Source organism: Microbacterium marinum (assembly GCF_014204835.1).
Lineage (GTDB): Bacteria > Actinomycetota > Actinomycetes > Actinomycetales > Microbacteriaceae > Microbacterium > Microbacterium marinum.
In genome coordinates this window covers 1,880,709-1,905,885 of sequence record NZ_JACHMD010000001.1, presented here as the reverse complement: position 1 = coordinate 1,905,885, position 25,177 = coordinate 1,880,709, and the positions used below count along the sequence as shown (strand labels likewise).

Annotated in this window: 24 protein-coding genes and 1 tRNA gene; 7 read left to right on the top strand and 18 right to left on the bottom strand. The window is 69.7% G+C overall.

Annotation, left to right across the window (positions count from 1 at the left end; translation table 11 throughout):
• Positions 1–30: 30 nt before the first annotated feature.
• Positions 31–2,184, bottom strand: coding sequence for an ATP-dependent DNA helicase RecG (locus BKA24_RS09370; protein WP_184217412.1), 2,154 nt, complete (start codon positions 2,182–2,184; stop codon positions 31–33).
• Positions 2,185–2,234: 50 nt separating this feature from the next.
• Here BKA24_RS09370 and rsmD point away from each other — a divergent pair, with 50 nt between their 5' ends.
• Positions 2,235–2,792 (top strand): 16S rRNA (guanine(966)-N(2))-methyltransferase RsmD, encoded by a 558-nt coding sequence (rsmD, locus tag BKA24_RS09365; RefSeq protein WP_184217410.1) that lies wholly within the window; start codon positions 2,235–2,237, stop codon positions 2,790–2,792.
• 6 nt (positions 2,793–2,798) lie between these two features.
• Here rsmD and thiL read toward each other — a convergent pair whose 3' ends face one another.
• The gene (gene thiL, locus BKA24_RS09360) at positions 2,799–3,767 is read right to left on the bottom strand and encodes a thiamine-phosphate kinase (RefSeq protein WP_184217408.1); all 969 of its coding nucleotides are present in this window, start codon (positions 3,765–3,767) and stop codon (positions 2,799–2,801) included.
• A 22-nt stretch (positions 3,768–3,789) separates the two neighbouring features.
• Here thiL and BKA24_RS09355 point away from each other — a divergent pair, with 22 nt between their 5' ends.
• On the top strand, positions 3,790–4,281 hold the full coding sequence (locus BKA24_RS09355) for a DUF3515 family protein (RefSeq protein ID WP_184217405.1): 492 nt from the start codon (positions 3,790–3,792) through the stop codon (positions 4,279–4,281).
• A 6-nt stretch (positions 4,282–4,287) separates the two neighbouring features.
• On the opposite strand, the gene BKA24_RS09350 is transcribed toward BKA24_RS09355, so the two are convergent.
• The 6 genes from BKA24_RS09350 to leuC all read right to left on the bottom strand — a co-directional run bounded on the left by BKA24_RS09350 (position 4,288) and on the right by leuC (position 10,646).
• A complete protein-coding gene (locus tag BKA24_RS09350; RefSeq protein WP_184217403.1) occupies positions 4,288–5,367 on the bottom strand; it encodes a D-alanine--D-alanine ligase family protein in 1,080 nt (359 codons plus the stop codon).
• Positions 5,267–6,379 (bottom strand): NAD(P)H-dependent glycerol-3-phosphate dehydrogenase, encoded by a 1,113-nt coding sequence (locus BKA24_RS09345; RefSeq protein ID WP_184220646.1) that lies wholly within the window; start codon positions 6,377–6,379, stop codon positions 5,267–5,269. The genes BKA24_RS09350 and BKA24_RS09345 overlap by 101 nt, the downstream gene beginning before the upstream one ends.
• A 25-nt stretch (positions 6,380–6,404) precedes the next feature.
• A complete protein-coding gene (locus BKA24_RS09340) occupies positions 6,405–7,166 on the bottom strand; it encodes a 1-acyl-sn-glycerol-3-phosphate acyltransferase (RefSeq protein ID WP_184217401.1) in 762 nt (253 codons plus the stop codon).
• Positions 7,167–7,170: 4 nt separating this feature from the next.
• Positions 7,171–8,535, bottom strand: a complete 1,365-nt coding sequence (gene murA, locus BKA24_RS09335) for a UDP-N-acetylglucosamine 1-carboxyvinyltransferase (protein ID WP_184217399.1) — start codon at positions 8,533–8,535, stop codon at positions 7,171–7,173.
• A gap of 66 nt (positions 8,536–8,601) precedes the next feature.
• Positions 8,602–9,198 (bottom strand): 3-isopropylmalate dehydratase small subunit, encoded by a 597-nt coding sequence (leuD, locus tag BKA24_RS09330; protein ID WP_184217397.1) that lies wholly within the window; start codon positions 9,196–9,198, stop codon positions 8,602–8,604.
• A gap of 2 nt (positions 9,199–9,200) precedes the next feature.
• Entirely contained in the window at positions 9,201–10,646 is a 1,446-nt protein-coding gene (leuC, locus tag BKA24_RS09325) for a 3-isopropylmalate dehydratase large subunit (RefSeq protein WP_184217395.1), read from the bottom strand.
• 235 nt (positions 10,647–10,881) lie between these two features.
• Between leuC and BKA24_RS09320 the strand changes: the two genes are divergently transcribed.
• Both BKA24_RS09320 and BKA24_RS09315 read left to right on the top strand, forming a co-directional pair.
• Complete coding sequence (locus tag BKA24_RS09320; protein WP_343066047.1) at positions 10,882–12,201, top strand: O-acetylhomoserine aminocarboxypropyltransferase/cysteine synthase family protein; 1,320 nt, start codon at positions 10,882–10,884, stop codon at positions 12,199–12,201.
• Positions 12,198–13,508, top strand: coding sequence for an LLM class flavin-dependent oxidoreductase (locus tag BKA24_RS09315; protein ID WP_184217391.1), 1,311 nt, complete (start codon positions 12,198–12,200; stop codon positions 13,506–13,508). The genes BKA24_RS09320 and BKA24_RS09315 overlap by 4 nt, the downstream gene beginning before the upstream one ends.
• Positions 13,509–13,580: 72 nt before the next feature.
• On the opposite strand, the gene BKA24_RS09310 is transcribed toward BKA24_RS09315, so the two are convergent.
• From BKA24_RS09310 to BKA24_RS09290, 5 genes are all read right to left on the bottom strand, one after another.
• Positions 13,581–14,495 (bottom strand): ABC transporter substrate-binding protein, encoded by a 915-nt coding sequence (locus tag BKA24_RS09310; protein ID WP_184217389.1) that lies wholly within the window; start codon positions 14,493–14,495, stop codon positions 13,581–13,583.
• Positions 14,496–14,541: 46 nt separating this feature from the next.
• Complete coding sequence (locus BKA24_RS09305) at positions 14,542–15,267, bottom strand: ABC transporter permease (RefSeq protein WP_184217388.1); 726 nt, start codon at positions 15,265–15,267, stop codon at positions 14,542–14,544.
• Entirely contained in the window at positions 15,264–15,935 is a 672-nt protein-coding gene (locus BKA24_RS09300; protein WP_184217386.1) for an ABC transporter permease subunit, read from the bottom strand. Before BKA24_RS09300 ends, BKA24_RS09305 begins: the two co-directional genes overlap by 4 nt.
• 16 nt (positions 15,936–15,951) lie before the next feature.
• Positions 15,952–16,794 (bottom strand): ATP-binding cassette domain-containing protein, encoded by an 843-nt coding sequence (locus BKA24_RS09295; RefSeq protein ID WP_184217383.1) that lies wholly within the window; start codon positions 16,792–16,794, stop codon positions 15,952–15,954.
• 90 nt (positions 16,795–16,884) lie between these two features.
• Positions 16,885–17,967 (bottom strand): TerC family protein, encoded by a 1,083-nt coding sequence (locus BKA24_RS09290; protein WP_184217381.1) that lies wholly within the window; start codon positions 17,965–17,967, stop codon positions 16,885–16,887.
• A 203-nt stretch (positions 17,968–18,170) separates the two neighbouring features.
• On the opposite strand from BKA24_RS09290, the gene BKA24_RS09285 reads away from it, so the two are divergent.
• Both BKA24_RS09285 and BKA24_RS09280 read left to right on the top strand, forming a co-directional pair.
• Positions 18,171–18,731: an RNA polymerase sigma factor gene (locus BKA24_RS09285; RefSeq protein ID WP_184217379.1), complete on the top strand. Its 561-nt coding sequence runs from the start codon at positions 18,171–18,173 to the stop codon at positions 18,729–18,731.
• The gene (locus BKA24_RS09280; RefSeq protein WP_184217377.1) at positions 18,728–19,831 is read left to right on the top strand and encodes a DUF4349 domain-containing protein; all 1,104 of its coding nucleotides are present in this window, start codon (positions 18,728–18,730) and stop codon (positions 19,829–19,831) included. Before BKA24_RS09285 ends, BKA24_RS09280 begins: the two co-directional genes overlap by 4 nt.
• A 74-nt stretch (positions 19,832–19,905) precedes the next feature.
• Here the strand turns inward: BKA24_RS09280 and BKA24_RS09275 are convergent.
• Positions 19,906–19,981: transfer RNA gene (locus tag BKA24_RS09275), tRNA-Glu, on the bottom strand.
• Positions 19,982–20,098: 117 nt separating this feature from the next.
• Here BKA24_RS09275 and BKA24_RS09270 point away from each other — a divergent pair.
• Complete coding sequence (locus tag BKA24_RS09270) at positions 20,099–20,737, top strand: MBL fold metallo-hydrolase (protein ID WP_184217375.1); 639 nt, start codon at positions 20,099–20,101, stop codon at positions 20,735–20,737.
• A 64-nt stretch (positions 20,738–20,801) separates the two neighbouring features.
• Here the strand turns inward: BKA24_RS09270 and BKA24_RS09265 are convergent, their stop codons facing one another.
• Genes BKA24_RS09265 through BKA24_RS09250 form a run of 4 tightly spaced genes read right to left on the bottom strand, consistent with a single transcriptional unit; the run spans position 20,802 to position 24,912 of the window.
• Entirely contained in the window at positions 20,802–21,071 is a 270-nt protein-coding gene (locus BKA24_RS09265) for an HPr family phosphocarrier protein (protein WP_184217373.1), read from the bottom strand.
• 31 nt (positions 21,072–21,102) lie between these two features.
• The gene (locus BKA24_RS09260; RefSeq protein WP_184217371.1) at positions 21,103–23,157 is read right to left on the bottom strand and encodes a fructose-specific PTS transporter subunit EIIC; all 2,055 of its coding nucleotides are present in this window, start codon (positions 23,155–23,157) and stop codon (positions 21,103–21,105) included.
• Positions 23,150–24,133: a 1-phosphofructokinase family hexose kinase gene (locus tag BKA24_RS09255; RefSeq protein ID WP_184217369.1), complete on the bottom strand. Its 984-nt coding sequence runs from the start codon at positions 24,131–24,133 to the stop codon at positions 23,150–23,152. The genes BKA24_RS09260 and BKA24_RS09255 overlap by 8 nt, the downstream gene beginning before the upstream one ends.
• Positions 24,130–24,912 carry a DeoR/GlpR family DNA-binding transcription regulator gene (locus tag BKA24_RS09250; RefSeq protein WP_184217367.1) on the bottom strand — a complete coding sequence of 261 codons (783 nt, stop codon included), beginning with the start codon at positions 24,910–24,912 and terminating at the stop codon, positions 24,130–24,132. Before BKA24_RS09250 ends, BKA24_RS09255 begins: the two co-directional genes overlap by 4 nt.
• Between the last annotated feature and the right edge of the window lie 265 nt (positions 24,913–25,177).

The following is a 25,177-nucleotide window of genomic DNA, read 5'->3' as shown; positions in this document are numbered from 1 at the left end:
CTAACCGGGCGCCGACGACGGCCGCACGGATCAGTTCTTGGCGAGCGCCGCCCGTTCGGCGCTGCTCACGCGGGCCGAGATGGATGCCGCGAGGCCCGGGTGTCCGCTCAGGGTCGGATCCGCGTCGAGGACGCGCTCCGCCTCAGCCCGGGCGATGCCGATGATGTCGGCATCCGCCACGACGCGCAGGAGTCGGAGAGAGGACCGGACGCCGGACTGCGCGTCGCCGAGCACGTCACCCTCGCCACGGAGTTCGAGGTCGACCTCGGCGAGTTCGAACCCGTCGGACGTCGCCGCGACAGCTTCGACGCGCGTGCGCGCCGGGGTGTACGGGTCGGCTTCGGTCACGAGGAGGCAGAGACCCGGCACGCTGCCTCGCCCGACCCGCCCGCGCAGCTGATGCAGCTGCGAGACGCCGAACCGGTCGGCCTCGAGAATGACCATCGTGGAGGCGTTCGGCACGTCGACGCCGACCTCCACCACGGTGGTGGCGACGAGGACGTCGATCTCGCCGCGCGCGAAGGCCTGCATGACGGCGTCCTTCTCGTCCCCCGGCATCTTGCCGTGGAGGATCTCCACACGGATGCCGCGGAAGTCGGGGTGCCCGGCCAGCAGCTCAGCCGCCTGCACCACGCCCCAGCGGGTCTTGCTCTCGGCGGCATCCGTCTCCTCCGCGGGGACATCGTCGGCGGATGCTTTCGCCGCGTCGATCGCGGGGCAGACGACGAACGCCTGGTGCCCCTTCGCGACCTCTTCGGCGACACGGGCCCAGACGCGCGCGAACCACGCCGGCTTCTCGCCGACCGGTGCGACGAAGCTCGAGATCCCCGGGCGACCTTCGGGCATGGTGCGGATCGTGGAGACGTCGAGGTCGCCGAACACCGTCATCGCGACGGTGCGCGGGATCGGCGTGGCGGTGAGGACGAGGACGTGCGGGGAGGTCCCCTTCGCGCGGAGCGTTTCGCGCTGCTCGACGCCGAATCGGTGCTGCTCGTCGACGACGACGAGGCCGAGATCGGCAAAGGTGGTCGATTCGCTGAGCAGCGCGTGCGTGCCGACGACGATGAGCGCCTGACCTGCGGCGGCGCGCAGCGCCGCCTTCCGACGTTGCGCAGCCGGGAGCTGCCCGGTCAGGAGCGTCGGCATGAGCTCGGGTGCGAGCTGCGGGCCGAGCATGCGCGTGATCGACCGGAGGTGCTGGGCCGCGAGCACCTCGGTCGGAGCGATCAGCGCCGACTGCCCGCCGCTCGCCGCCACCTGCAGCATCGCGCGGAGGGCGACGAGGGTCTTCCCCGACCCCACCTCGCCCTGCACGAGCCGGTTCATCGGCCATTCGCCGACGAGATCGGCCGCGATCCGATCGCCGACCGTGACCTGGTCGGGCGTCCGCTCGAACGGCAGCGCGGCGTCGAACGTCTCGAGCTGGTGACCCGCCGGGCGCGGGATCGCCGCCATCATCCGCACGAACTGCCGCTGCTGGAGGAGCGCCGCCTGCAGCACGAAGGCCTCGTGCATGCGAAGGGTCCGCTGCGCGGGGGCGACCTGATCGGGGAAGTCCGGTGCGTGCACCCGCAGCACCGCGGTGCGCGCGTCGAGGAGATCCTGCGCGACGCGGAACGTCTCGGGGAGCGGATCCGGCACCGGGCCGAGGTGCTTCAGCACCTGATCGACCGCCTTCTTCACCATCCAGCTCGGGAACGTCCCCGTGGCCGGATAGATCGGGATCGGCATGTTGCGCCACGCCTCGGCGTTCATCCGAGCGGATGCCTCGTCGTCGAAGAGGTCGTAGTCGGGATGGGTCAGCTGCAGCGCGCCGCGGTACTCGCCGACCTTGCCCGAGAACACCCCCTGACGGCCGGGTTGCAGATCCTTCTGCCGCCACGCCTGGCCGAAGAAGGTCAGCGACATCGTGCCCGCTCCGTCGGAGATGACGACCTCGAGCAGATCGCCGCGCCGCCCGCGCATCTGCCGGGTGCTGGTCGAGCGCACCTCGGCGACGATCGTCACCATCTCGCCGACCGGCAGCGAGTGGATCGGGGTGAGCTGACCGCGGCTCGCGTAGCGCCGCGGGTAGTGCCCGAGGAGGTCGCCGACCGTCACCATCCCGAACGCGCGGGACAGCGACTTCGCCACCTTCTCCCCCACGGCCTCGTCGAGACGCGTGTCGAAGGCGAAGGGAGGCATGCATCGAGTCTACGAGCGACCCGCGACGCCGCCGCCGGTATCGTGGCGGGGTGACGAGGATCATCGCAGGGGCAGCCGGATCGTTGACGCTCGGCGTCCCGGGGGCCGGCACCCGCCCCACCAGCGAACGCGTCCGCGAGTCGCTCTTCGGTGCGCTCGATGCCGCCGATGCGATGACGGATGCCGCGGTCCTCGACCTCTACGCCGGATCGGGCGCGCTCGGACTCGAGGCCGTCAGCCGCGGCGCGGCATCCGCCGACCTCGTCGAACGCGCCCCGAAGGCCGCGCAGGTCGCGGACCGCAACGCGAAGGCTGTGGCGCGGTCGGTGCCGGGCGCGCGGCTGACCGTGCACCGCGCCGCTGTCGACGCCTTCCTGCAGCACGGCGCGACGATGTGGGACCTGGTCTTCATCGACCCGCCGTACGACCTGTCCGACGCGGAACTGGGTGGGACCCTTGCACTGCTGCTCCCGCGCCTCACGGACGACGCGCTGGTCATCCTCGAGCGCTCGAGCAGGTCGCCGCACCCGATGCTGCCGGCGGGGATGGTCGTCGAGCGTTCGAAGTCGTACGGGGACACGACGCTCTGGTGGCTCGGGCGGGAGTGACCGGCCTCAGCCCCGCGCGGCGTCCCAGTCCTGATACGGGTCCCAGCCGCCTCGACCGCTGAACGGCACACCGCCGACCGTGACCGCACAGGCGCCGCGCTCTCGCACGGTGCCGATGCGGCGGAACCCCTCCGGCATGGCGTCCGCGGGGAACGTCGCGAGCAGTGCGTGGTCTTCGCCGCCGGTGAGCGCGTCGTCGTCGAGCGATGAGGAGAGATCGAGCGTGACGCCCGAGGCGTCCGCAAGACGGGTCGCGTCGAGGATGAGGCCGTCGGAGACGTCCATCATCGCGGTCGCGCCCGCTCGGGCAGCGACGGAGCCGAGGGCGATCGGCGGCGTCGGACGAAGCTGCGCGACGACATCGGATCGCTCGGCGTCGGACAGCACGGAAGGCTCCATCGACATCGGGGTGCCGTCTGCCCCGCGGAACCGGTCGAAGAGGATCCGGAGCCCACGCGTCGCCGGACCGAGGTCGCCGGCGACCGCGACGATGTCGCCGCGCCGCGCACCGGAACGGCGGACCGGAGCACCGTCGAGCACGCCGAGCGCCGTCACGGCGACCGTCAGCGTGTCCGAGACCGTCAGATCGCCACCCTCTATCGCGCAGCCCGGTGCGAGTTCGTCGCACGCGGCGCGCAGACCCCGCGCGAGGTCTTCGACGAACGTCACCGGCATCGCATCCGGCACGGCGAGGGCGACGAGGAGCGCCGTCGGACGGGCTCCCATCGCAGCGACGTCGGCGAGGTTGACGGCCGCCGCCTTGCGTCCGAGGTCCTCACCGCTCGACCATGCCAGCCGGAAGTCGGGCCCGTGGACGAGCGTGTCGGTCGTGGCGACGAGCCGCTCCCCCGGGACGGCCAGCACGGCGGCGTCGTCACCGGGACCGACGAGCGCCGTCGAAGATCCCTCGAGCACAGCGAAGATCCGGCGCAGGAGGGCGGCTTCGTCGAGGTCTCGCACTCGGGGTTCGCTCACGCCTCCACGGTAGCCTGGAGGGATGCTCCGCCCGCGCGCCGTCCTCCTCTCCGTGCTCCTTTTTGCCGGCGCCGGGGTGCTCGCCGGGTGCTCGTCGACCGTCGCGCTCGAACCGCCCACCGATGCGAACGATCCCCGCTGCGCGGACGTGATGGTCCGTCTCCCCGAGGTCTTCGAAGACCACGAACGACGCTGGACCGACGCGCAGTCGACGGCGTCGTGGGGCGACCCGTCCGCCGTCATCATCGCCTGCGGGGTCACCCCGCCCGGGCCGAGCACTTTGCCGTGTCAGACGGTCTCGGGGATCGACTGGATCATCGACGACACCGAAGCGCCGATGTACCGGCTCACGACCTACGGCCGGGTTCCCGCGATCGAGATCCTCGTCGACAACGACATCGCGTCCTCGAGCGGTCCCGTCGACACGGTGAGCCGGCTCATCACGGACGAGTTCGACGTCGAATCGCAGTGCACGACGCTCGACGAGGCGACGCCCGTCCCCGACGCACCCTGACCGGAATCAGCGGGCGAGTTCGATGAGCTCCGTGATCAGCTCGGGGTAGCTCATGCCGCTCGCGATCCAGCAGGTCGGGAACATCGAGATCGGGGTGAAGCCCGGCATCGTGTTCACCTCGTTGACGAAGAACTCCGTGCCCGTGTAGAAGAAGTCGACCCGGGACAGGCCCTGGCCGCCCACCGCCTCGAACGCACGCGCCGCGATCCGCTGCATCTCGGCGAGTTCCCCCTCGTGGAGGTCGGCGGGGCAGACGAGGTCGACGCCGTCCGCATTCAGGTACTTCGCCTCGAAATCGTAGAAGTCGCGCCCCGAGACGACGATCTCGCCGGCGACACTCACCCGCGGCACGCCGCCGTCGCGACCCTGGAGCACGCCGCACTCGACCTCGCGCCCCGAGACCCCCTGCTCCACCAGGACCGTGTCGTCCTCAGCGAAGGCCGTCGCGAGGGCGGCATCCAGTTCGGACCAGTCCGACACCTTCGAGACGCCGACGCTGGAGCCTGCCCGGGCGGGCTTGACGAACGCGGGAAGCCCGAGCGCGCGGATCCGCCGCTCCCAGAGATCGGGAGTGCGGTCGAGGTCCGCGCGGGTGACCGTGACCCACGGCACCACCGGGACGCCCGCCGCGTGGAGGATGCTCTTCGTCGTGTGCTTGTCCATCCCGATGGCCGACATCAAGAGGCCCGCACCCACATATGGCAGGTCGATGAGCTCCAGGAAGCCCTGCACGGTACCGTCCTCGCCGAAGCGGCCGTGGAGGATCGGGAACACGACGTCGACGTCGCCGAGCGACTCGACGCGGCCGTCGGGATGCCGCACCTGCAGCTGCCGCGTGAGCGTCGAATCGGGCCAGATGATCCGGGTACCGTTGTCGGCGACCTCGGGAAGCCGGTTGGGGTCCAGGGCGAACTTGTCGGGATCGTCGTCCTCGAGGACGAACGCGCCGTCGCGGGTGATCCCGACGGGGATCACCCGGAAGCGGTCACGATCGATCGCCCGCAGCACCCCGCCCGCGGTTGCGGAACTGATCGAGTGCTCGCTCGATCGCCCGCCGAAGAGCAGTACCACCGCCGCCTGATTCATTCGTCGTCCTCTCGCCGGTCGGCTCGTCGTCGTCCGTCGTCAGGTGCGGAGCGATATCCCGCGGGTTCATCGTCCCGTCGAGCACCATCTTCACCTGCTCGACGATGGGCATCTGCACGCCGGCCTCGCGGGCCAGGTGGAGCACAGGGGCGACGGACGCGAGACCCTCGGCTGTCTGGTCCATCTGCTTCACGACTTCGTGGAAGCTGTAGCCCTGGCCGAGGAGGCGCCCCGCCGTGTTGTTGCGGCTCAGGGGCGACTGGCAGGTCGCGATGAGGTCGCCGAGCCCTGCCAGGCCCTGCAGCGTCTCGGGCTGAGCACCCTGCGCCACGGCGAAGTCGGTCATCTCGACCAGACCCCGCGTGATGATCGAGGCCTTGGTGTTCTCGCCGTAACCGACACCGTCGACGATGCCGATCGCCACAGCGATCAGGTTCTTCAGCACGCCGCCGAACTCGGTCCCGATCACGTCGGTGTTGACGAAGGTACGGAAGTATCGGTTCCGTGCGCGCCGCGCGACCGCCTCGGCCGTTTCCTGGCTCGACGAGGAGATGACGGCGGCGGTCGGGTGCTGCCGGGCGATCTCGAGGGCGAGGTTGGGGCCGGATGCCACGGCGATGCGCGCCGGATCGCACCGGAGCTCGTGCTCGAGCACCTGGCTCATCCGGAGCCCGGTCTTCTTCTCGACGCCCTTCATCAGGGACACGATCGGCGCGTCGCTCCCGCCCAGCAGCGGACGGACACCCTTCAGGTTCTGCCGGAGCGCCTGACTGGAGATCGCGATGTAGACCTGCGTCGCGCCGTCGAGCGCTTCGGCGAGGTGGTGGGTCGCGCTGAGGTTCCGCGGCAGGTTGATGCCGGGGAGGTACTGCGAGTTCCGCTTGCCCTCGCGGATCTCGTGCGCCTGTTCCGCGCGGCGCGCCCACATCATGACGTCGGCGCCGCCGTCGGCGAGCACCTTGCCGAAGGTGGTCCCCCAGCTTCCCGCTCCCAGCACGGCGACGCGCGGCATCGCCACGTCCCGACGCGCGGTTTCCTTAGGAGTCAAGGCGCCCCGTCTCGGTCTGTCCGTGCTGCGACGGATTCCAGCGCTCTGCGGGCGGTGTCTCGTCACGGAGACGCCCGAGGAGGATCGAGACGTCGCGCATGACGGCATCCGTCGCTGCGGTGAGCGTCGCCGGCGAGGTGCCCGCGAAGGCAGACAAGTCGACGGGCGGGCCGAGGAGCATCTTGACGCGTCGACGCGGTGGCCAGAAGCGGAGCTTGCCGTAGCGCGGCAGGATCTCCTGCACGCCCCACGTCGCCACCGGGATGACGGGGATCGGGGTGGATGCCGCGAGGGCGAGGCGCACCGCACCGGTCTTCCCGCGCATGGGCCACATATCGGGGTCGCGGGTCAGCGATCCCTCGGGGTAGACGATCACGCCGCGTCGATCGGCTACGAGGGCGGTGGACTGAGCGAGGGTCTGCTTCGCGGCGGCCGCTGTCGAGGCGCGGGCCACCGGGACCATGCCCGTGGCACGCAGGAGCCATCCCAGCACGGGCACGCGGAACAGGCTCTCCTTCGCCATGAAGCGCGGAGCCCGTCCCAATCGCCACGTGGCGACCGCCAGGATGAGCGGATCGAATTCGCTGTAGTGATTCGGCGCCAAGACGTACGAGCCGTCGAGCGGAAGGTGCTCGCCGCCCTCGATCTCGATCTTCGCGAACCACCCGACGGCGGGCACCACGAGGGCCGCGGCCGGCCAGAACACGCTCGGCCGACTCTTCTCCGCGGAGGCGCGGCGACGTCCGGTCACGGAGTCACTCTGTCACGTCGAAGTCGGCGCCGAGGTCCGTCAGCTTCTCGAGGAACTTCTCGTAGCCGCGACGGATGATGCCGATGTTGCGGACCGTCGACTCGCCCTCGGCCGCGAGAGCGGCGATGACGTAGCTGTATCCGCCCCGGAGGTCGGGGACGACGACGTCGGCCGCGTGGAGCGGCGTCGGGCCGTTGATGACCGCCGCCTGCTCGAGGGCGCGCCGCGGGACGCGGCGGTCGGAGCTCGCGATGCCCTCGGGGTGCACGACGATGTCGGCGCCCATCTGCACGAGCGCACGAGTGAAGCCGAGACGGTTCTCGTAGACCGTCTCGTGGACGATCGACTCGCCCTCGGCCTGAGTGAGCGCGACGATGAGCGGCTGCTGCCAGTCCGTCATGAAGCCGGGGTGCACGTCGGTCTCGACGGTCACGGGCTTGAGTGCGCCGCCGCGGCGGAATCGGATGCCGTCCTCGGCGATGTCGAAGTCGCCGCCCGCCTTCCGGAACACGTTCAGGAAGGTGAGCATCTCCTGCTGCTTCGCGCCGCCGACGAAGATGTCGCCGTCGGTCGCGAGTGCCGCGCAGGCCCACGACGCAGCCTCGTTGCGGTCGAAGATGCTCCGGTGGTCGTAGCCGCGGAGCGACTCGACGCCCTCGATGAAGATCACGCGGTTCGGCTCATACGAGATGATCGCGCCCATCTTCTGCAGGACCGCGATGAGATCCATGATCTCCGGCTCGATGGCCGCGTTGCGCAGCTCCGTCGTGCCCTTCGCGCGGACCGCCGTCAGCAGGACCTGCTCGGTCGCGCCGACGCTCGGGTACGGAAGCTCGATGTTCGCCCCGTGCAGACCGCGCGGGGCCGACAGGCGGATGCCGCTCGGGAGCTTCTCGACGATCGCGCCGAAGGAGCGCAGCGCGTCGAGGTGGAAGTCGATCGGACGGTCGCCGATGCGGCATCCACCGAGGTCGGGGATGAACGCCTGTCCCAGGAGGTGCAGCAGAGGGCCGCAGAAGAGGATCGGGATGCGCGACGCTCCGGCGTGGGCGTCGATCTCCTCGAAGTGGGCGGACACGGCGCCGCTCGGGTCGAGGCGCAGCACGCCGTCCTCGATGTCCTCGACGCTCACGCCGTGGACCTCCAGCAGCGACCGGACGACGTGCACGTCGCTGATGTCCGGGACATCGCGCAGCACACTGGCGGTCTCACCGAGCAGTGCGGCGACCATCGCCTTGGTGGCGAGGTTCTTCGCGCCCTTGACCTCCACCCGACCGCTCAACGGTCGCCCGCCGCGGATCGTCAGGGTCTGTCCGAGACTGTTGCCTCCGGCCGGTGTCGGCGCGGAGTCGCTCAGGAGTGTGTTCATCGAGGGGACCTCATCTGTGTGTCGAGGATGCGTCGGGCGCGCTCCGTTGTGCGGGGCGCGTTCCGGCTAGAGGACGGGGAGTGTCCGCGGCCGCCACGCCTCGCGGCGCGCCTCGAACTGCGCGATCTTGTCTTCGTTGCGCAGCGTGAGCCCGATGTCGTCGAGTCCTTCGAGAAGCCGCCATCTAGTGTAATCGTCGATCTCGAACGAGGCCTGGACGTCGCCGACCTGCACGGTGCGTGTCTCCAGGTCGACGGTGATCTCACGCCCCGGTTGCGCCTCGAGCGCCGCCCAGATCGCCTCGAGGACGTCGTCGGTGACCACACCGGTGACCAGCCCCTGTTTGCCCGCGTTGCCACGGAAGATGTCGGCGAACTTCGTGCTGAGCACGACCTTGAATCCGTAGTCGCGGAGTGCCCAGACGGCGTGCTCGCGGCTGGAGCCGGTGCCGAAATCGGGACCGGCGACGAGCACGGATGCCGCTCGGTACGGCTCCTGATTGAGGATGAACTCCGGGTCCTGTCGCCAGTTGGCGAACAGGGCGTCCTCGAAGCCCGTCTTCGTGACCCGCTTCAGGTACACGGCGGGGATGATCTGGTCGGTGTCCACCGCAGAGCGCTTCAGCGGGGCGCCGACACCGGTGTGACGGGTGAATGCATCCATGTTCAGGCCTCCGTTCCGACGAGTGCGTCGAGATCGCTCGGGCTCGCCAGCCGGCCGAGCACGGCGGTCGCCGCGGCCACGAGCGGCGACACGAGGTGCGTGCGCCCGCCCTTGCCCTGACGACCCTCGAAGTTCCGGTTGCTCGTCGAGGCGCAGCGTTCTCCCGGCGCGAGCTGATCGGGGTTCATCCCGAGGCACATCGAGCAGCCCGCGAAGCGCCATTCCGCGCCGAACTCCGTGATGATCTTGTCCAGACCCTCCGCCTCGGCTTCGAGCCGCACACGCGCCGACCCCGGCACGACCATGACCCGCACACCGGGCGCTTTGGTACGGCCCTGGATGAGCGAGGCGAACTGTCGCAGGTCCTCGATCCGACTGTTCGTGCAGGAGCCCATGAAGACGGCATCCACCGACACGTCCTTCAGCGGCGTGCCCGGGACGAGGTCCATGTACTCGATCGCCCGTTCCGCGGCCGCGCGCTCGTTGGGGTCGGCGATGGCGGAGGGCGTGGGCACGACACCGCTCAACGACACGCCCTGACCGGGGTTCGTGCCCCAGGTGACGAACGGCTCGAGCTCGTCGGCGTCGAGGAACACCTCGGCGTCGTAGACGGCGCCCTCGTCGGAGGGCAGGGTGCGCCAGTATTCGACCGCCGCATCCCAATCGGCACCCTGCGGCGCGTGGGGCTTGTCCTTGACGTAGGCGAAGGTCGTCTCGTCGGGCGCGATCATGCCGGCCCTGGCTCCGGCCTCGATCGACATGTTGCACATCGTCATGCGCCCCTCCATCGAGAGGGAGCGGATCGCGGAGCCGCGGAACTCGAGGACGTATCCCTGTCCGCCGTTCGCCCCGATCTTGGCGATGATGGCGAGGATCACGTCCTTCGCGGTCACCCCGGGCTTGAGGTCGCCCTCGACCGTGATCGCCATGGTCTTGAACGGCTTCAGCGGCAGCGTCTGGGTGGCCAGGACGTGCTCGACCTCGCTCGTCCCGATCCCGAACGCCATCGCTCCGAACGCGCCGTGCGTGGAGGTGTGAGAATCGCCGCAGACCACGGTGACGCCGGGCATGGTGAGGCCGAGCTGCGGGCCGACGACGTGGACGATGCCCTGCTCCTTGTCGCCCAGCGAATGCAGACGGACGCCGAACTCCTCGGCGTTGCGGCGGAGCGTGTCGATCTGCGTGCGGCTGGTGAGGTCGGCGATCGGCTTGTCGATGTCCCACGTCGGGGTGTTGTGGTCCTCGGTGGCGATCGTCAGATCGAGGCGGCGGACGGGGCGGCCCTCGGCACGCAGGCCGTCGAACGCCTGAGGACTCGTGACCTCGTGCACGAGGTGCAGATCGATGTAGATCAGGTCGGGTTCGCCGCCCTCGCCCTTGACGACGAGGTGGTCGTCCCAGACCTTCTCGGCGAGGGTACGGGGGCGGTCGGGTACGGAAATGCTCATGCTCTCTCGTTCTCCAGGAAGGGGATCAAGCCCGCAACGAACTCCGCGACGGGAGAGGGCTCAGAGCGAGCTCCCGCCGCGGCCGCTAAGGAGGAGGCGAGCGATCCGCATGAGGCGACATTACCACCGGCGTCGCACCCGGACCTCTCCCCGCCGGCGTCACACAACGACGCACGAGTGTGGGCACCTCCGGGCGCCGTGCGAGGCTGAGCGGGCTGGGAGAAGGGAGCAGACCGTGACGGAGCCGATCAGAAGCGGATTCACGACGCGGCAGGTGCACATCGGATCGGATGCCACGGCGGCCAGGCCCCGTGCCCTCCCGATCCACCTGACCGCCGGCTTCACCTTCGATTCCTTCGACGACGCCGCTGCGCACTTCGGTGCCGGTGACGGGTTCGGCTACACGCGGACCGGGAATCCGACGGTGGATGCCGTCGAGCGCAAGCTCGCCTCCCTGGAGGGAGGTGCCGAGGCGCTGCTGCTCGCCAGCGGTCAGGCGGCGATCTCGGTGGCGCTTCTCGGACTGCTCACGGCGGGCGACCACGTGGTCAGCTCCACCCACATCTACGAGGGCACGCGCGGACTCCTCCTCGAGAACCTCGCCCGCCTCGGAGTCACGAGCACCTTCGTCGACGAGATCGCGGATCCCGACGCGTGGCGCGCCGCCATCACCTCCCGGACCCGACTGCTGTTCGCGGAGTCGATCGCCAACGCGCGCAACGACGTCCTCGACATCGCCGCCGTCGCCGCGATCGCCGACGAGCACGGGATTCCGCTCGTGGTGGACAACACGTTCGCCACTCCGTACCTCGTGCGGCCGATCGAACACGGCGCCGCAATCGTCGTGCACAGCGCCAGCAAGTTCCTCTCCGGACAGGGCGCCGTCCTCGGCGGAGTGATCGTCGACGACGGCCGCTTCGACGCCGCCCGCTCCGGCGCGCTGTTCCCCCACCTCGCGGCATCCCCCTCAGGCGAGGCCGGTCTCTGGGAGCGCCACGGCGGGCACGCCCGCATCGCGTACCTGCGGGAGAGCGTCGCGCCCCGTTTCGGCCCGACACCGTCCCCGCTGAACGCCTTCCTCATCGGACAGGGAACCGAAACCCTCAGCCTCCGCGTCGAACGGCAGTCCGCCAACGCACTGGCCGTGGCGGAATGGCTCGAAGCCCGGCCCGAAGTCGCCTCCGTCGCCCACGCCGGACTTGCCAGCCACCCCACGCACCACATCGCGAAGCGATACCTGAGCGGCGGGTACGGCTCGGTGTTCACCGTCACGCTCCGCGGCGGGATCGACGAGGCCCGGGCCTTCGTCGAGGCGCTGCAGGTCATCACGCACATGACCCACCTCGGTGACGTGCGCTCCCTCGTGCTGCACCCCGGAACCACCAGCCACGCGCGCCGAAGCCCCGAGCAGCGCGAAGCGCACGGCATCCTGCCCGGCACCCTGCGCCTGTCCATCGGCATCGAGGACGTCGACGACCTGATCGCCGACCTCGATGCGGGATTGCGCGCCGCGGCATCCATCGGCGAACGCTTCGACATCGAGGTCGTCGCATGAGCCGGCAGCAGCACTTCGGCTGGTTCCTCGCTCGCGGGTTCGGACCGCACGGCTGGGGGCACCCGTACCTGGACTGGAACTACCGCTGGACGAGTCCCGAGCTCTACCAGGACTCGGTCCGGACCCTCGAGCAGGCCGGGTTCGACCTGCTGATCATCGAGGATGCCCCGTCGCTCGGATCCCCCACGACGATCGATCTGCGCGTGCGTCAGGCGTTCGGCGGCCCGAAGCTCGACCCGCTGCTGCTCGCGCCGTACCTCTTCGCGGCGACGCAGCACCTCGGCATCGCGCCGACCGTCAACCCCGCGGCGTACCTTCCGTACACCGCCGCGCGCCAATTCGCGACGCTGCAACACCTGAGCGGGCACCGGCTGGCGCTCAACGTCGTCACCGACACCGGTAGCGCGCGACACTTCAGCGCCGCGCCGCAGCTCGGCCACGATGCCGCGTACGACCGCGCCGAGGAATGGCTGGGCGGCGTCCGCGATCTCTGGCGCAGCTGGCCCGAGGAGGCACTCATCGCCGACCCCGCGCGGGGGCGATACGCCGACGGCTCCCGCCTCGCGCACACGCAGCACCGCGGCGAGTACTTCGACTTCGACGGCCCCCTCAACGCCATCCCGTTCACCGACGGTGAGCCCGTCGTCGTGTCGCCCGGCGGGTCCGGCCGAGGCCTCGGGTTCGCCGGCGCGAACTCCGACGTCCAGCTGGCGCTCGCGCCGATGAACGAGGCATCCGTCCGTGCCTACCGCGCCCGCATCCGCGACGCCGCGATCGCGGCCGGGCGACAGCCCGAAGACGTGACCGTGCTCTTCGCGATCCAGCCGGTGCTCGTCAGTTCGGCGGAGGAGGCGGACCGCCTCGTCGCGGCATCCCACTCCCCCAGCGACGAAAAGCTCGCCGTCATCGCCGAGAAGCAGTCGAGCGACCTCGAGACCGACCTCACGGCGCTGGATCTCGACGCACCTCTGGACATCACCGTCTTCGGCGACCATGTCTCGCACGGGAGCATCCGCCGCCTGGTCGGCGATCACGGACCCGACGCACCGCTGAGGACGATCCTCGCCGGTCACGCCCGTCTCGGCCGCCTGGCCGACGGGACCGGGTGGGTCGGCACCGCCGGGGAGCTCGCGGACCGCATCGAGGAGTACGGCACGTGGGGCAACGACGGTGTGCTCCTCTGGGGCGATCTGCACCCTGTCACCGTGCATCGCACGCTCGACGAACTCGTCCCGATCCTCCGCCGACGCGGCATCCTCCGATCGGAGTACGCCGGCTCCCTCCGAGCGAACCTCCGTCCGTTCTGACCGAACGGACGAGCGGGGCGCACGACGCACGAAGGGCCGGGAACCAAGGTTCCCGGCCCTTCGTGCGAGAGGTCAGCTGAGACCGTTCTCCTCGAGCCAGGCGGCGGCGATGTCGGCAGCGGACTGCTTGTCGACCGTGGACTTCACGTTGAGGGCGACAAGGCCCTCGGGCGTGAGGGCGGCGCTCACTGGGTTGATGACGTCGGCGATCTCGTCGGCGATCGACTCGCTCACCACCGGGACGACATTCGAGGCCAGGAAGAGGGCTTCCGGGTCTTCGAGGATGACGAGGTCCTCGGTCTGGATGCGCGGGTCGGCGGTGTAGACGTTGGCGACGTTCACGGTGCCGGCCACGAGCTCCTCGACCGTCGTCTCGCCCGTGCCGCTGAACTCGACGTCGATGCCGTAGACGTCCTTCAGACCGGTGGGTCCGTAGGGGCGCTCTGCGAGCTCGGGCGGTCCACCGAGGGTCAGCGCCTCATCGACGTTTGCGAGGTCAGCGATCGTGGTGAGGTCGTACTTCTCGGCGAACTCCCGCGTCACGGTGTAGGAATCCTGATCCGACGCCGTGGACTGTTCGAGGACCGTGAGTCCGTCGGGTAGGGCCTCGCCGAGCGCCGTGTAGACGTCTTCGGGGCTCCGCGCCTCGGTCTCGGCGTCGAAGAACTGCAGCAGGTTGCCGCTGTATTCCGGGAACAGGGAGATCTCACCGCTCTCGAGCGACGGGAGGTAGGCGTCACGCTGGCCGATGTTGAACGAGCGCTCGACCGTGAAGTCGGCGCCTTCGAGGGCCTGGGCGTAGATCTCGGCGATGATCTCGTTCGAGTAGTACGCCTGCGAACCGATCACGATGGTGTCGGTCGATCCCTCAGAGGATTCGTCGCTGGGCGTGTCGAGGGGGTTCGACGAAGCGCAGCCGGCGAGGGCCAGGCCGCCGACGGCGATGAGCGCCGCGAGGCTCGCGACGCGGGTGCGGGGTGTGGTCATGCTCTTTCCTTACTGTGTGTGCTGTGCAGGAGTGTGGGTCGGGATCTCAGGCTGCCGCGGGTGCGATGCGGCGCCGCCGCGTCGACCGATCCGGTCGGCGTGACGCGGCGCGCACGCCCCGAGGAAGGGCGAAGGCGATCAGGAGGGCGAAGAGCGCGTCGAGGACGAGGGCCAGGACGGCGACCAGGAGCGCACCCCCGAGGACCATGTCGAACCGACGGAGCGGAAGACCGGTGATGATGTACTGGCCGAGCCCGCCCAAGTTGGTGTACGCCGCGATGGTCACGGTGGCGACCACCTGCAGTGTGGCGGCGCGAAACCCACCCAGCAGCAGCGGCAGGCCGAGGGGCACCTCCACGCGCCACAGGACCTGCCAGGGGGTCATGCCGACGGCGCGCGCCGCATCGATCGTCGAGCGATCGATCGCCTCCAGGCCGGTGTAGGCACCGGCAAGCAGCGACGGTATGGCCAGGAGCACGAACGTCACGATCGCGGCCTCCGGCTTGTGCAGGACGCCGAGGAGGAGCACGAGCAGCAGGAGCAGCCCGAAGGACGGGATCGCGCGCGCCGCGCCGGAGATCGCGACGGCGATGTCCCGACCGCGTCCGGTGTGACCGATGGCCCAGCCGGCGGGAACGGCGATCAGCGCCGCGATGACGACGGCGATGAAGGAGAAGGCGAGGTGCTGGCCCAAGGCGACCGGGATGGAGACGAGGCCGCCTCCGGGATTTCCGCTGAAGATCCACGCGAGCGCGTCGGCGATGAGGTTCATGCCGCTCCTCCTGCCACCACCACGGGCCGCGCTGAGGCGCGCCGTGTCCACGGCAGCGCGATGCGCCCCAGGAGCACGAGGAGGACATCCACGACGACGGCGATGAGCGCAACGGCGACGATTCCCGCGAGGATCTCCTCGATGATCCGTCTGCCGTAGCCGTTGGTGAACAGGTAGCCGAGGTTGGTCGTTCCCACCAGGATGCCGACGGTCGCCAGCGCGATCGTCGAGACCGACGTGACGCGCAGACCGGCCAGGATCACCGGCCCGGCCAGCGGGAGGTCGACTCGCACGAATCTGCGGGCGGACCCGTATCCCATCGCGACGGCGGCCAGCCGCGCATCCGGGTCGACGGAGTCGAGGCCCTCGGCGACCGCCCTCACCATGAGGGCGACGCCGTAGAGGACCAGCGCGATGATGAGGTTGAGTTCGCTCAGCAGGCTGATGCCGAGCGCGGTGGGCAGCAGGACCAGCAGAGCCAGCGACGGCAGTGTGTAGAGCAGACCGGTGATCGTCAGCAACGGGCCGCGGACGAGGCGGAACCGCCACGCCACCGCGCCGAGCGGGATCGCGATGAGGAACGAGAGCACGATCGCGATCAGGCTCTGCCGGATGTGCTCCAGAGAGAGCGCCCAGATGAGATCGAGGTTCTCGAGCACCCAGGTCACGGACGTGCGCCTTCGCTCATCGTTCGTCCCACTCGGCGGGGGCGTCCGGGTCGACGAGAGCGCCCTGCGTGCGCCCTTCGGCGTCCACCACGACGGTGCCGCCGGCCGTCTGCTTCAGGTGCAGGGCCCGCCTTCCGCGGTCCACACCGACGAAGCGGGCGACGAACTCGGATGCCGGGGTCTCGAGGATCTCGCTCGGGGTGCCCACCTGGGCGATCTTCGCGCCCCGCTCGAGGATGACGACCTGATCGCCCAGCAGGAACGCCTCGTCGATGTCGTGGGTGACGAAGACGACCGTCTTGGCGAGTTCGCGCTGGAGTCTGCTGACTTCGCGCTGCAGCTCCGCCCGGACGATGGGATCGACGGCCCCGAAGGGCTCGTCCATGAGGAGGATGTTCGGGTCAGCGGCAAGGCCTCGCGCAACACCCACGCGCTGCTGCTGGCCACCGGAGAGCTGGTGGGGGTAGCGGTCCGCGACCCGGCGATCGAGCCCGACGACATCGAGCAGCTCGAGAGCGCGGCCCCGCGCGTCCCGTCGAGCGGTGCCGTTGAGGATCGGGACCGTCGCGATGTTCTCGGCGACCGTCTGGTGCGGAAGCAATCCACCGTTCTGCATGATGTAGCCGATGCTGCGCCGCAGGGCCACGGCATCCCGCTGCGAGATGGCCTCACCGTCGATCTCGATCGTGCCCGCGGTGGGCTCCACCATGCGGTTGATCATGCGCAGGAGCGTTGTCTTGCCGCAGCCCGACGACCCCACGAAGACAGTCGTCTTGTGCGCGGGAAGCACCAGGTTGAAGTCGTCGACGGCAGCGGTCCCATCGGGGTATCGCTTCGAGACGGAGCGGAATTCGATCACCGGCGCACCTCCACGGGTGCTACCTAAGCACAGGACCCCGACATCGACGGGCTCTGGCGTAATCGGGCGACGCAGTGTATACCCGGGTCCTCAGGCGCCCGAGCGGTCCTCTCGCTCCTCCGGCTTCGGGTCGACGCCCGCGGGTGCGCCCTTCTCTTCGGCCACGGCCTGCGCCGCGCGGGGCGGCGTGGGCGCGCGCATCTCGTCGCGTCGGGAGGCCGCGAGGCTCGCAACCGTCGCCACGACCATCGACGCGATGATGACGCCCAGCGACATCCAGGTCGAGATCACCGGCACCCACTCGATGTGCTCCCCGCCGTTGATGAACGGCAGCTCGTTCTCGTGCATCGCATGGAAGACGAGCTTGACGCCGATGAAGGCCAGGATGAACGCGATGCCGTAGTGGAGGTACCGCAACCGATCGAGCAGACCGCCGAGCAGGAAGTACAGCTGACGCAGCCCCATGAGCGCGAAGATGTTCGCGGTGAAGACGATGAAGGGGCTCTGAGTGATCCCGAAGATGGCCGGGATCGAGTCGATCGCGAAGAGCAGATCGGTCACGCCGAGGGCGGCGAAGACGATGATCATCGGCGTGAAGACCTTCTTGCCGTCGATGACCGTCCGGACCTTCGCCCCGTCATACTCGTCGCTGATCCGGATGGTCCGCCGGAGCAGGCGGACCACGAAGCTCTCCTTCTTCACCTCATCCTCGTGCTCCTCACCGGGGAACGCCTGGCGCCAGGCGGTGTAGATGAGGAACGCGCCGAAGATGTAGAAGACCCAGCTGAACTGCTCGATGATCGCCGCCCCGAGCAGGATGAAGATGCCGCGCAGCACCAGCGCGATGATGATGCCCACCATCAGCACCTTCTGCTGCGACTTCCGCGGCACCGAGAACTGACTCATGATCAGCACGAACACGAACAGGTTGTCGATCGACAGGCTGTACTCGGTCAGCCATCCGGCCACGAACTGCCCGGCGTACTCACCGCCCGCGAACACCCACATCAGGAGCGCGAACAGCAGAGCGAGGGTCACGTAGAACACGACCCACAGCGTCGATTCCTTCGTCGAGGGCACGTGGGGCCGCTTGATGATGAGCAGCAGGTCGGCGACCAGGATGAGGATCAGGACGACGAGCGAGCCGACCTCGAATGCGACAGGGAGCTCCATACGAGCCTTTCACGTGGGATGCCGAGAGTCTCTCCCCCGCCGGCGGCGGCGCGGGCCCGGATCTCCGCTGGAGGGAGGTCGTGATGACGGACGCGCGAGAGCGGGATACTCCCTCTCGATGAACCAGCGTACCGGCAGCATCGGCTGTGAGACGATCGAGCCGGATGCGACACTCCCCCGCTGAGAGAACGATTGAGGGCGCGATGAGCGAAGCGGTCGGACGTACCGACGCGGAACTGGTCGCTGCCGCCGCCGGCGGGAGCGAAGCGGCTTTCCGCGAGCTCTATCGCGCCTACGCCCGACCGGTGTACTGGATCGCCCACGGCCTGGTCGGGAGCACAGCCGATGCGGAGGACGTCATGCAGGAGACCTTTCTGGTCGCGTGGCGGAAGATCGGCACGCTCGACCTCGTGAGCGAGTCGCTCCTGCCGTGGTTGGTCACGATCTGCCGCTTCCAGAGCGCGAATCGGATACGCCGTCAGCAACGCGACCGCGCACATACGGCCGCCGCGATCGACGAGACGATCCCCGCGATCGTGAACGTCGAGGATCAGGTGATCGGCTCGGCGCTGGTGGAGCGGGTGATCGCAGAACTCGGCACCCTGTCCGCCCTCGACCAGGACATCTTCCGCCTGTGCGCCACGGAGGGGCACGCCTACCAGGCCGCTGCCGAGCAGCTCGGTGTGTCCCACGCGGTGGTCCGCAATCGTCTCTCCCGAATCCGCACGCGCTTGCGCCGTGTCGTCGAACCGGAGGGTTCATGAACAGTCACGATGTCGACCTGCCCGAGCTGACGCAGTCCCGTCTCGACGAGATCGAGCGCGACCTCTTCCGCGACATCGGCGTGGAGCGGCGTGGAGCCGACGCACGGCGGCGCACCCGCCGACGGCGCGCGTGGGCGGCCAGCGGTGCGGCCGCCGCCGTGCTCGTGGTGGCCGCCGTGATCGGCCCGACCCTCGGCGGCGGCGGGCTGGGTATCGGCGTGGCCGGCTCGGGTGCCGAGGGCGCCGCAGACGAGGGGGCGTCGTGGAGCCGGGACGATCTCGGCGGCGACAGCGACAGCGGTGCCGTCGCGCCCGAGAATGAGGAGTCCGCGGGCCAGGCGGACACGCCCAGCGCGACCTCCACCACGCGCGAGGTGATCGCCACCGGGACCGTCTCTCTGGAGGTCGACGACGCAGCCGCGGCGGCCGACGAGGTGACCGAGCTCGCCGAGCGAGCCGGCGGCTACGTCGAGTCGCTCAACATCCGAGCGGACGGTGCGGACGCGGGATCCGATCAGAGCATCGACTCCCTGTCGTATCCCGAGTACTCGACGGATGACGCCTGGCTCACCGTCAGGGTGCCGGCCTCGGCGCTCACCGGCCTCATCTCCGATCTCGGCGATCTCGGAGACGTCCGCGCGTCGGAGATCCAGCGTGACGATGTCACGGCGGAGGCCGTGGACCTGCGTGCGCGAGTCGACGCGCTCGCGGCATCCGTCGATCGTCTTCGGAAACTGATTTCGGAGGCCGACACGACCGCAGACCTCCTCGCCGCGGAAGACGCGCTGGCCGAGCGGCAGGCCGAACTCGACTCGCTGCGAGGCCAGCTCGCAGTCCTGGACGATCAGGTGGCACTGTCGAGCCTCACCGTCTCGCTCGTCCAGCCCGACGCGGTCGCGAAGGCCGACCCGGCCGGATTCGGAGACGGACTGGGCACCGGATGGAGCGCCCTCGTCGCCACACTCAACGGGCTCGTCATCGGACTCGGCTTCCTGCTCCCCTGGCTGGCAGCACTCGCCCTCGTCGCCGTCGTGATCTGGCTGATCGCGAGAGTTCGCTCGCGGCGACGCGCACCCCGCACGGGGCCCGACGGCGAATGACGGCCCGCCTGGGCGCATGATCACCGCGGGTGAACGACGAAGCCCTCGACCGATCGGTCGAGGGCTTCGTCATCTGGTGACCCCAGCGGGATTCGAACCCGCGTTACCGCCGTGAGAGGGCGGCGTACTAGGCCGCTATACGATGGGGCCGTACTTTTCGTTTCCTCCGGGCTCCGGAGGCAACCGTTCAAGTATGCCATGGGCTGAGAGCGGACGCCAAATCGGACGCCGCTTGCCCCCGGCGCGCCGGCTGGGTTGACTGGGACCATGCGCGTCACGAAGCACGAACATGCCTGCATCCGCCTCGATTCCGAGGGCAAGACCCTCCTGATCGACCCGGGCACCTTCACTCTCCCGCTCGAGGACCTGACCGATCTCGTCGGCGTGGTGCTGACCCACGAGCACCCTGATCACTGGACGCCGAAGCAGCTCGACCAGATCCTCGCCGACGCGCCCGGGACGCCGATCATGGGGCCCGCCGGGCTTGCTGCCGCGGCATCCGATTACGACATCTCGATCGTCGCTCCCGGCGAGACGGTCGATGTCGGACCCTTCCGACTAGAGTTCTTCGGCGGAACGCACAGCGTGATCCATGAGTCGATCCCGGTCATCGACAACGTCGGCGTGCTCGTGAACGACGCCTTCTACTACCCCGGTGATTCCTATGCCGTTCCGGAGGGCCGCGACGTCGCTCTGCTGGCCGCCCCCGTCGGAGCGCCCTGGCTGAAGATCGGCGACGCGATGGACTATGTGCTCGCCGTCGGCCCACGGCGGGCGTTCGGCACGCACGACATGACACTGTCCCGCATCGGACTCGACATGCATCGCGACCGGCTCCGCTGGGCGACCGAGCAGAACGACGGGGAGTTCCTGGTCCTCGAACCGGGCGAAGCCACGGACGTCTGAGACGACGAACGACGGATGCCGCGGGGTTCTCCCCCGCGGCATCCGTCGTTCAGCGTCTGATCGTTCAGGCGGCGTCGTGATCCGTCTCGAGGAATGCGACCAGGCTGTCGAGGGCGGCGTCCGCGCCGTCGCCCTCGGCCTTCAGCGTGACGACCGTGCCCTGGGTGGCACCCAGCCCCATGAGGGTGAGGATGCTGCCGGCGTTGAGGTCGGGGCCGCCTTCGACGGCGATCGTGACGGGCACGCCGGTCTCCTTGACCGCCTGCACGAAGAGCTTCGCGGGACGGGCGTGCAGGCCTGAGCTGCTCGCGACGGTTGCGGTCCGTTCGGCCATGGGTGTTCCTCCTTGAGTAGGTGTATCGAGACTATGCGGTGACGGGTTCGGCGGACACATCCGCGGCGATCGGGGTCCGCCGCGCGAAGCGCTTGAGGACCACGACGAGGACCGCGCTGATGAGGGTTCCGATCGCGATCGAGAGGAGCCAGAGCCAGAAGTTCTCGATCGCGAAGAAGACGAACACACCGCCGTGCGGGGCCTTCGCGGTCACCGCGAAGAACATCGACAGCGCGCCGGTCACGGCGCCGCCGGCCATCGCCGCGGGGATGACGCGGAACACGTCCGCCGCCGCGAACGGGATCGCGCCCTCGGAGATGAAGGCTGCGCCCAGCAGCCAGGCCGCCTTGCCGTTCTCGCGCTCAGCGCCCGTGAACAGACCCCGGCCGAGCACGGTCGAGGCGAGTGCCATCGCCAGCGGCGGCACCATACCGGCTGCCATGACGGTCGCCATGATCTGCAGGTAGCGGTCGTCGCCGGCGATCCCGGCGGCGAGGTTCGCCGTCGCGAAACCGTAGGCGACCTTGTTGATCGGGCCACCGAGGTCGAAGCACATCATGAGGCCGAGGACGACGCCGAGGATGATGACCCCCGTGCCGGTGAGGCCGCTCAGCCACGTCGTGAGCACGCTCATCAGCCAGGCGATCGGACCGCCGAGGACGAGGAGCATGAGTCCGGAGGCGAAGATCGAGGCGAGCAGAGGGATGATGACGACCGGCATCAGGCCGCGCAGCCAACGCGGGGTGTCGAGGCTGTTGAGCCACCAGCCGGCGAGCCCGGCGAGGAGACCGCCGACGATACCGCCGATGAAGCCCGCACCCATGAGCCCCGCAACCGACCCGGCCACGAAGCCGGGCGCGATGCCGGGCCGGTCGGCAAGACCGTAGGCGATGTACCCCGCGAGGGCAGGGACGAGGAATGCCATCGACGCGTTGCCGATGACGAACGCGACGGAGCCGAGGTACTGCCCGAGGGGGCCCAGTGACGAGGTGATGTCGGTCGTCGGCAGGTTCCAGAGCGTGTTGCTGAGCACGACGTTCTGCGCGTTGTCGGTGACGTTGTAGCCACCGAGCAGGAATCCGAGGGCGATGAGCAGACCGCCGCCCGCGACGAACGGGATCATGTAGCTCACACCGGTGAGCAGGGCGCGCTTCACGCTGCCGCCGAGGGACGCCCGCGGTGCGGCGTCGGCGGACGTGGCGGCCGCGGTGCCGCTCACCCGTGCAGCCGTCGGGTCGGATGCCGCGGCGACGGCCTCCGCGATGAGCTGGGCCGGCTGCTCGATGCCGCGCTTCACGCCGGAGCGGACGACCGGCTTTCCGGCGAACCTGGCCTGCTCGCGGACGTCCACGTCGACGGCGAAGATGACGGCGTCCGCCTCGTCGATGATGCGCTGATCGATCGCCTTGTACCCGCTCGATCCCTGGGGCTCGACGACGAGATCGACGCCTTCGGCGGCACCGCTCGCGGTGAGGGCGTCGGCCGCCATGAACGTGTGCGCGATGCCCGTTGCGCAGGCGGTGACGGCGACGATCCGGGCGGGTCGCCCGTCGATCGTGAGGGCACCTTCACTGCGGGATGCCGCGGCGGCCGCCTCGCGTCGCGAGGTGGGTGCCGCGGATGCCGGTGCCGGGTCGTCGGCGATCGCGCCGCGGACGATCTCGAGGACCTCTTCCGCCGTGGTCGCCTGTCGGAGCCCTGCGGTGAAGTCGTCGCGCATGAGGCTCCGAGCGAGCTTCGAGAGAACCGCGAGGTGCTCCTCCGCGGCGGTGTCGGGCGCGGCGATGAGGAAGACGAGGTCGGCTCCCCCGTCGGGTGCGCCGAAGTCGACCGGAGGGGCGAGGCGGGCGAAGGCGAGGGACGCCTGCGTCACCGCTGCGCTCTTGGCGTGCGGGATCGCGATGCCTCCGGGGAGCCCGGTCTCATCCTTCTCCTCGCGCGCCCAGGCGTCCGCGGCGAGCCGGGCGGCGTCGTCCGCACGGCCCTGCGCGGCGACGCGCTGGGCGAGCGCCTCGATGACGGCGCGCTTATCGGCGCCGAGCGGTTCGTCGATGCTGACGAGCTCCGCGGTGATGATCTCAGTCACGGTGACCTCCAGTGGTCGGGTTGTTCATCTGGTCGAGTCGCCGAACGGGCACGTCGCCGCTCGGCAGGTCGTCGGGTGTGGGCGGCTGGGTGCCCGGGAGGGATGCCGCGGCGGAGCCGTAGCGGATGGCGCCGCGCAGCGCCGCCTGGGGGCCTGCGCCGGCCGTCAGGGCCAGGAGGTACCCGGCGAGGGAACTGTCACCCGCTCCCACAGTGCTGCGCACGGTCGTGGGCGGCGGAGTCCCGTGCCAGGCGCCGTCGGCCCTCACGAGGACGGCGCCGTCGCCGCCGAGTGTCACGAGCGCCGCACCCACGGCGGCGGGGACCAGCGACGCGGCGGCCTGCCGAACGGTGTCGGGCAGCGACACCGTCGTGTCCCACTCCGTGGTGATGAGCTCGGACAGTTCCTCGTCGTTGGGTTTGATCAGGTCGGGACGACCGTCCTCGACGACGGCGCGGAGCGCGGGGCCGGAGGTGTCGACGGCGATCGCGGGTGAGCTGGCCCCCCACCGCTCCCGGACGGCGCGGATGAGCTGAACGTAGTAGTCATCGGGGAGGCCGGGAGCGAGGGAACCCGCGAGCACGAGCCAGTCCGCTCCCTCGGACGCGTCGACGACCGCAGCCGTCAGCGCAGCGGCATCCGATTCGGCGAGGCTGAGACCGGGGAGGTTGATCTTGGTCGTCACGCCCGCGGCGTCGGCGATGGTGATGTTGCTGCGGACAGTGCCCGCGACAGGGACCGCGCGAACAGGCAGAGCCGCGCTCCGAAGCGCCGCGGCGAAGGGGTCCGCCGAGTCGAGCGGCACGACGGCGACGGTGGGCACACCGGCGGCCCCGATGACGCGGGCGACGTTGATGCCCTTTCCTCCGGCGTCTTCGCGCGAGCCTGTCGCCGTCTGCACCTCGCCGACCTGGAGCGTCGCCTGGAGAGAGACGGTCCGGTCGAGGGACGGATTCGTGGTGACGGTGACGATCATGCGACGAGAACCTCCACACCGGCGTCGTCGAGAGCGTCCGCGAGCTCGCCCGCGGGCTCGGCGTCGCTGATCAGCACGTCCACGTCTGACAGCGGAGCGAACGACACGAGCAACTCGGCGTCGAACTTCTCCGAATCGGCGACCACGACAACGCGTCGCGCCGAGGCCACGACAGCGCGTTTGACCGCCGCTTCGTCCGGATCGGGCGTACTGAGACCGAAGCCGGCCGCGACACCGTTCGTGCCGATGAAGGCGATGTCAGGACGCAGACGCCCGATCGCCTCGACCGTCTGCGCGCCGACGGCCGCCGCGGTGAGACCGCGAACCCGTCCCCCGATCGCGGTGAGGCCCACCTCGGGGACACCGGCGAGGGTCTGCGCGACCGTCATGGAGTGCGTGACCACCTCGAGACCTGGCCGGGCATGTCCGCCGGCCGCGACGAGCTGGGCGATGGCCGCCGTCGTCGTTCCGGCATCCAGATACAAGGCGCCGTCGAGCTGGTCCCCGAGCAGCGCGAGCGCGGCGTCGGCGATCTTCTGCTTGACGATCCCTCGACGTGCCGACCGCTCGGCGAGCGAAGGCTCGGCGGTGCTGGCACGGGAGCGGCTGACGGCCCCGCCGTGCACGCGTCGAAGGATGCCGTCGCGTTCGAGTGCTGCCAGGTCGCGCCGGACGGTCTCGGTCGTCACGCCGAATCGCTCAGCGAGTTCGACGACACCGACGCGGCCGTCGGAGGCGATGAGCTGCGCGATGAGTTGCTGCCGCTCCGTTGCGTACATGTGGTCCTCCTCGAGTGAGCCACACGTTACAACTCTTTCCCACACAAAGCAACATTCCGCCGGGCCGCGTGCGAGTCTTTTGTTCCCGATCGACAAAGACACTCGGCGTCAGACTTCTGAGACTTGGTTCCACGCGTCAGAGTTTGTCGGCGCGGACGTCTGGGCGTCGATCGGCTGTTACCGTCGATCCGCTCGCGACTGTCGTTCCCCATCGATGACGATGCGGAACCGTCGACGCACCCGAGCATCCCGAGCCGGCGGGTCC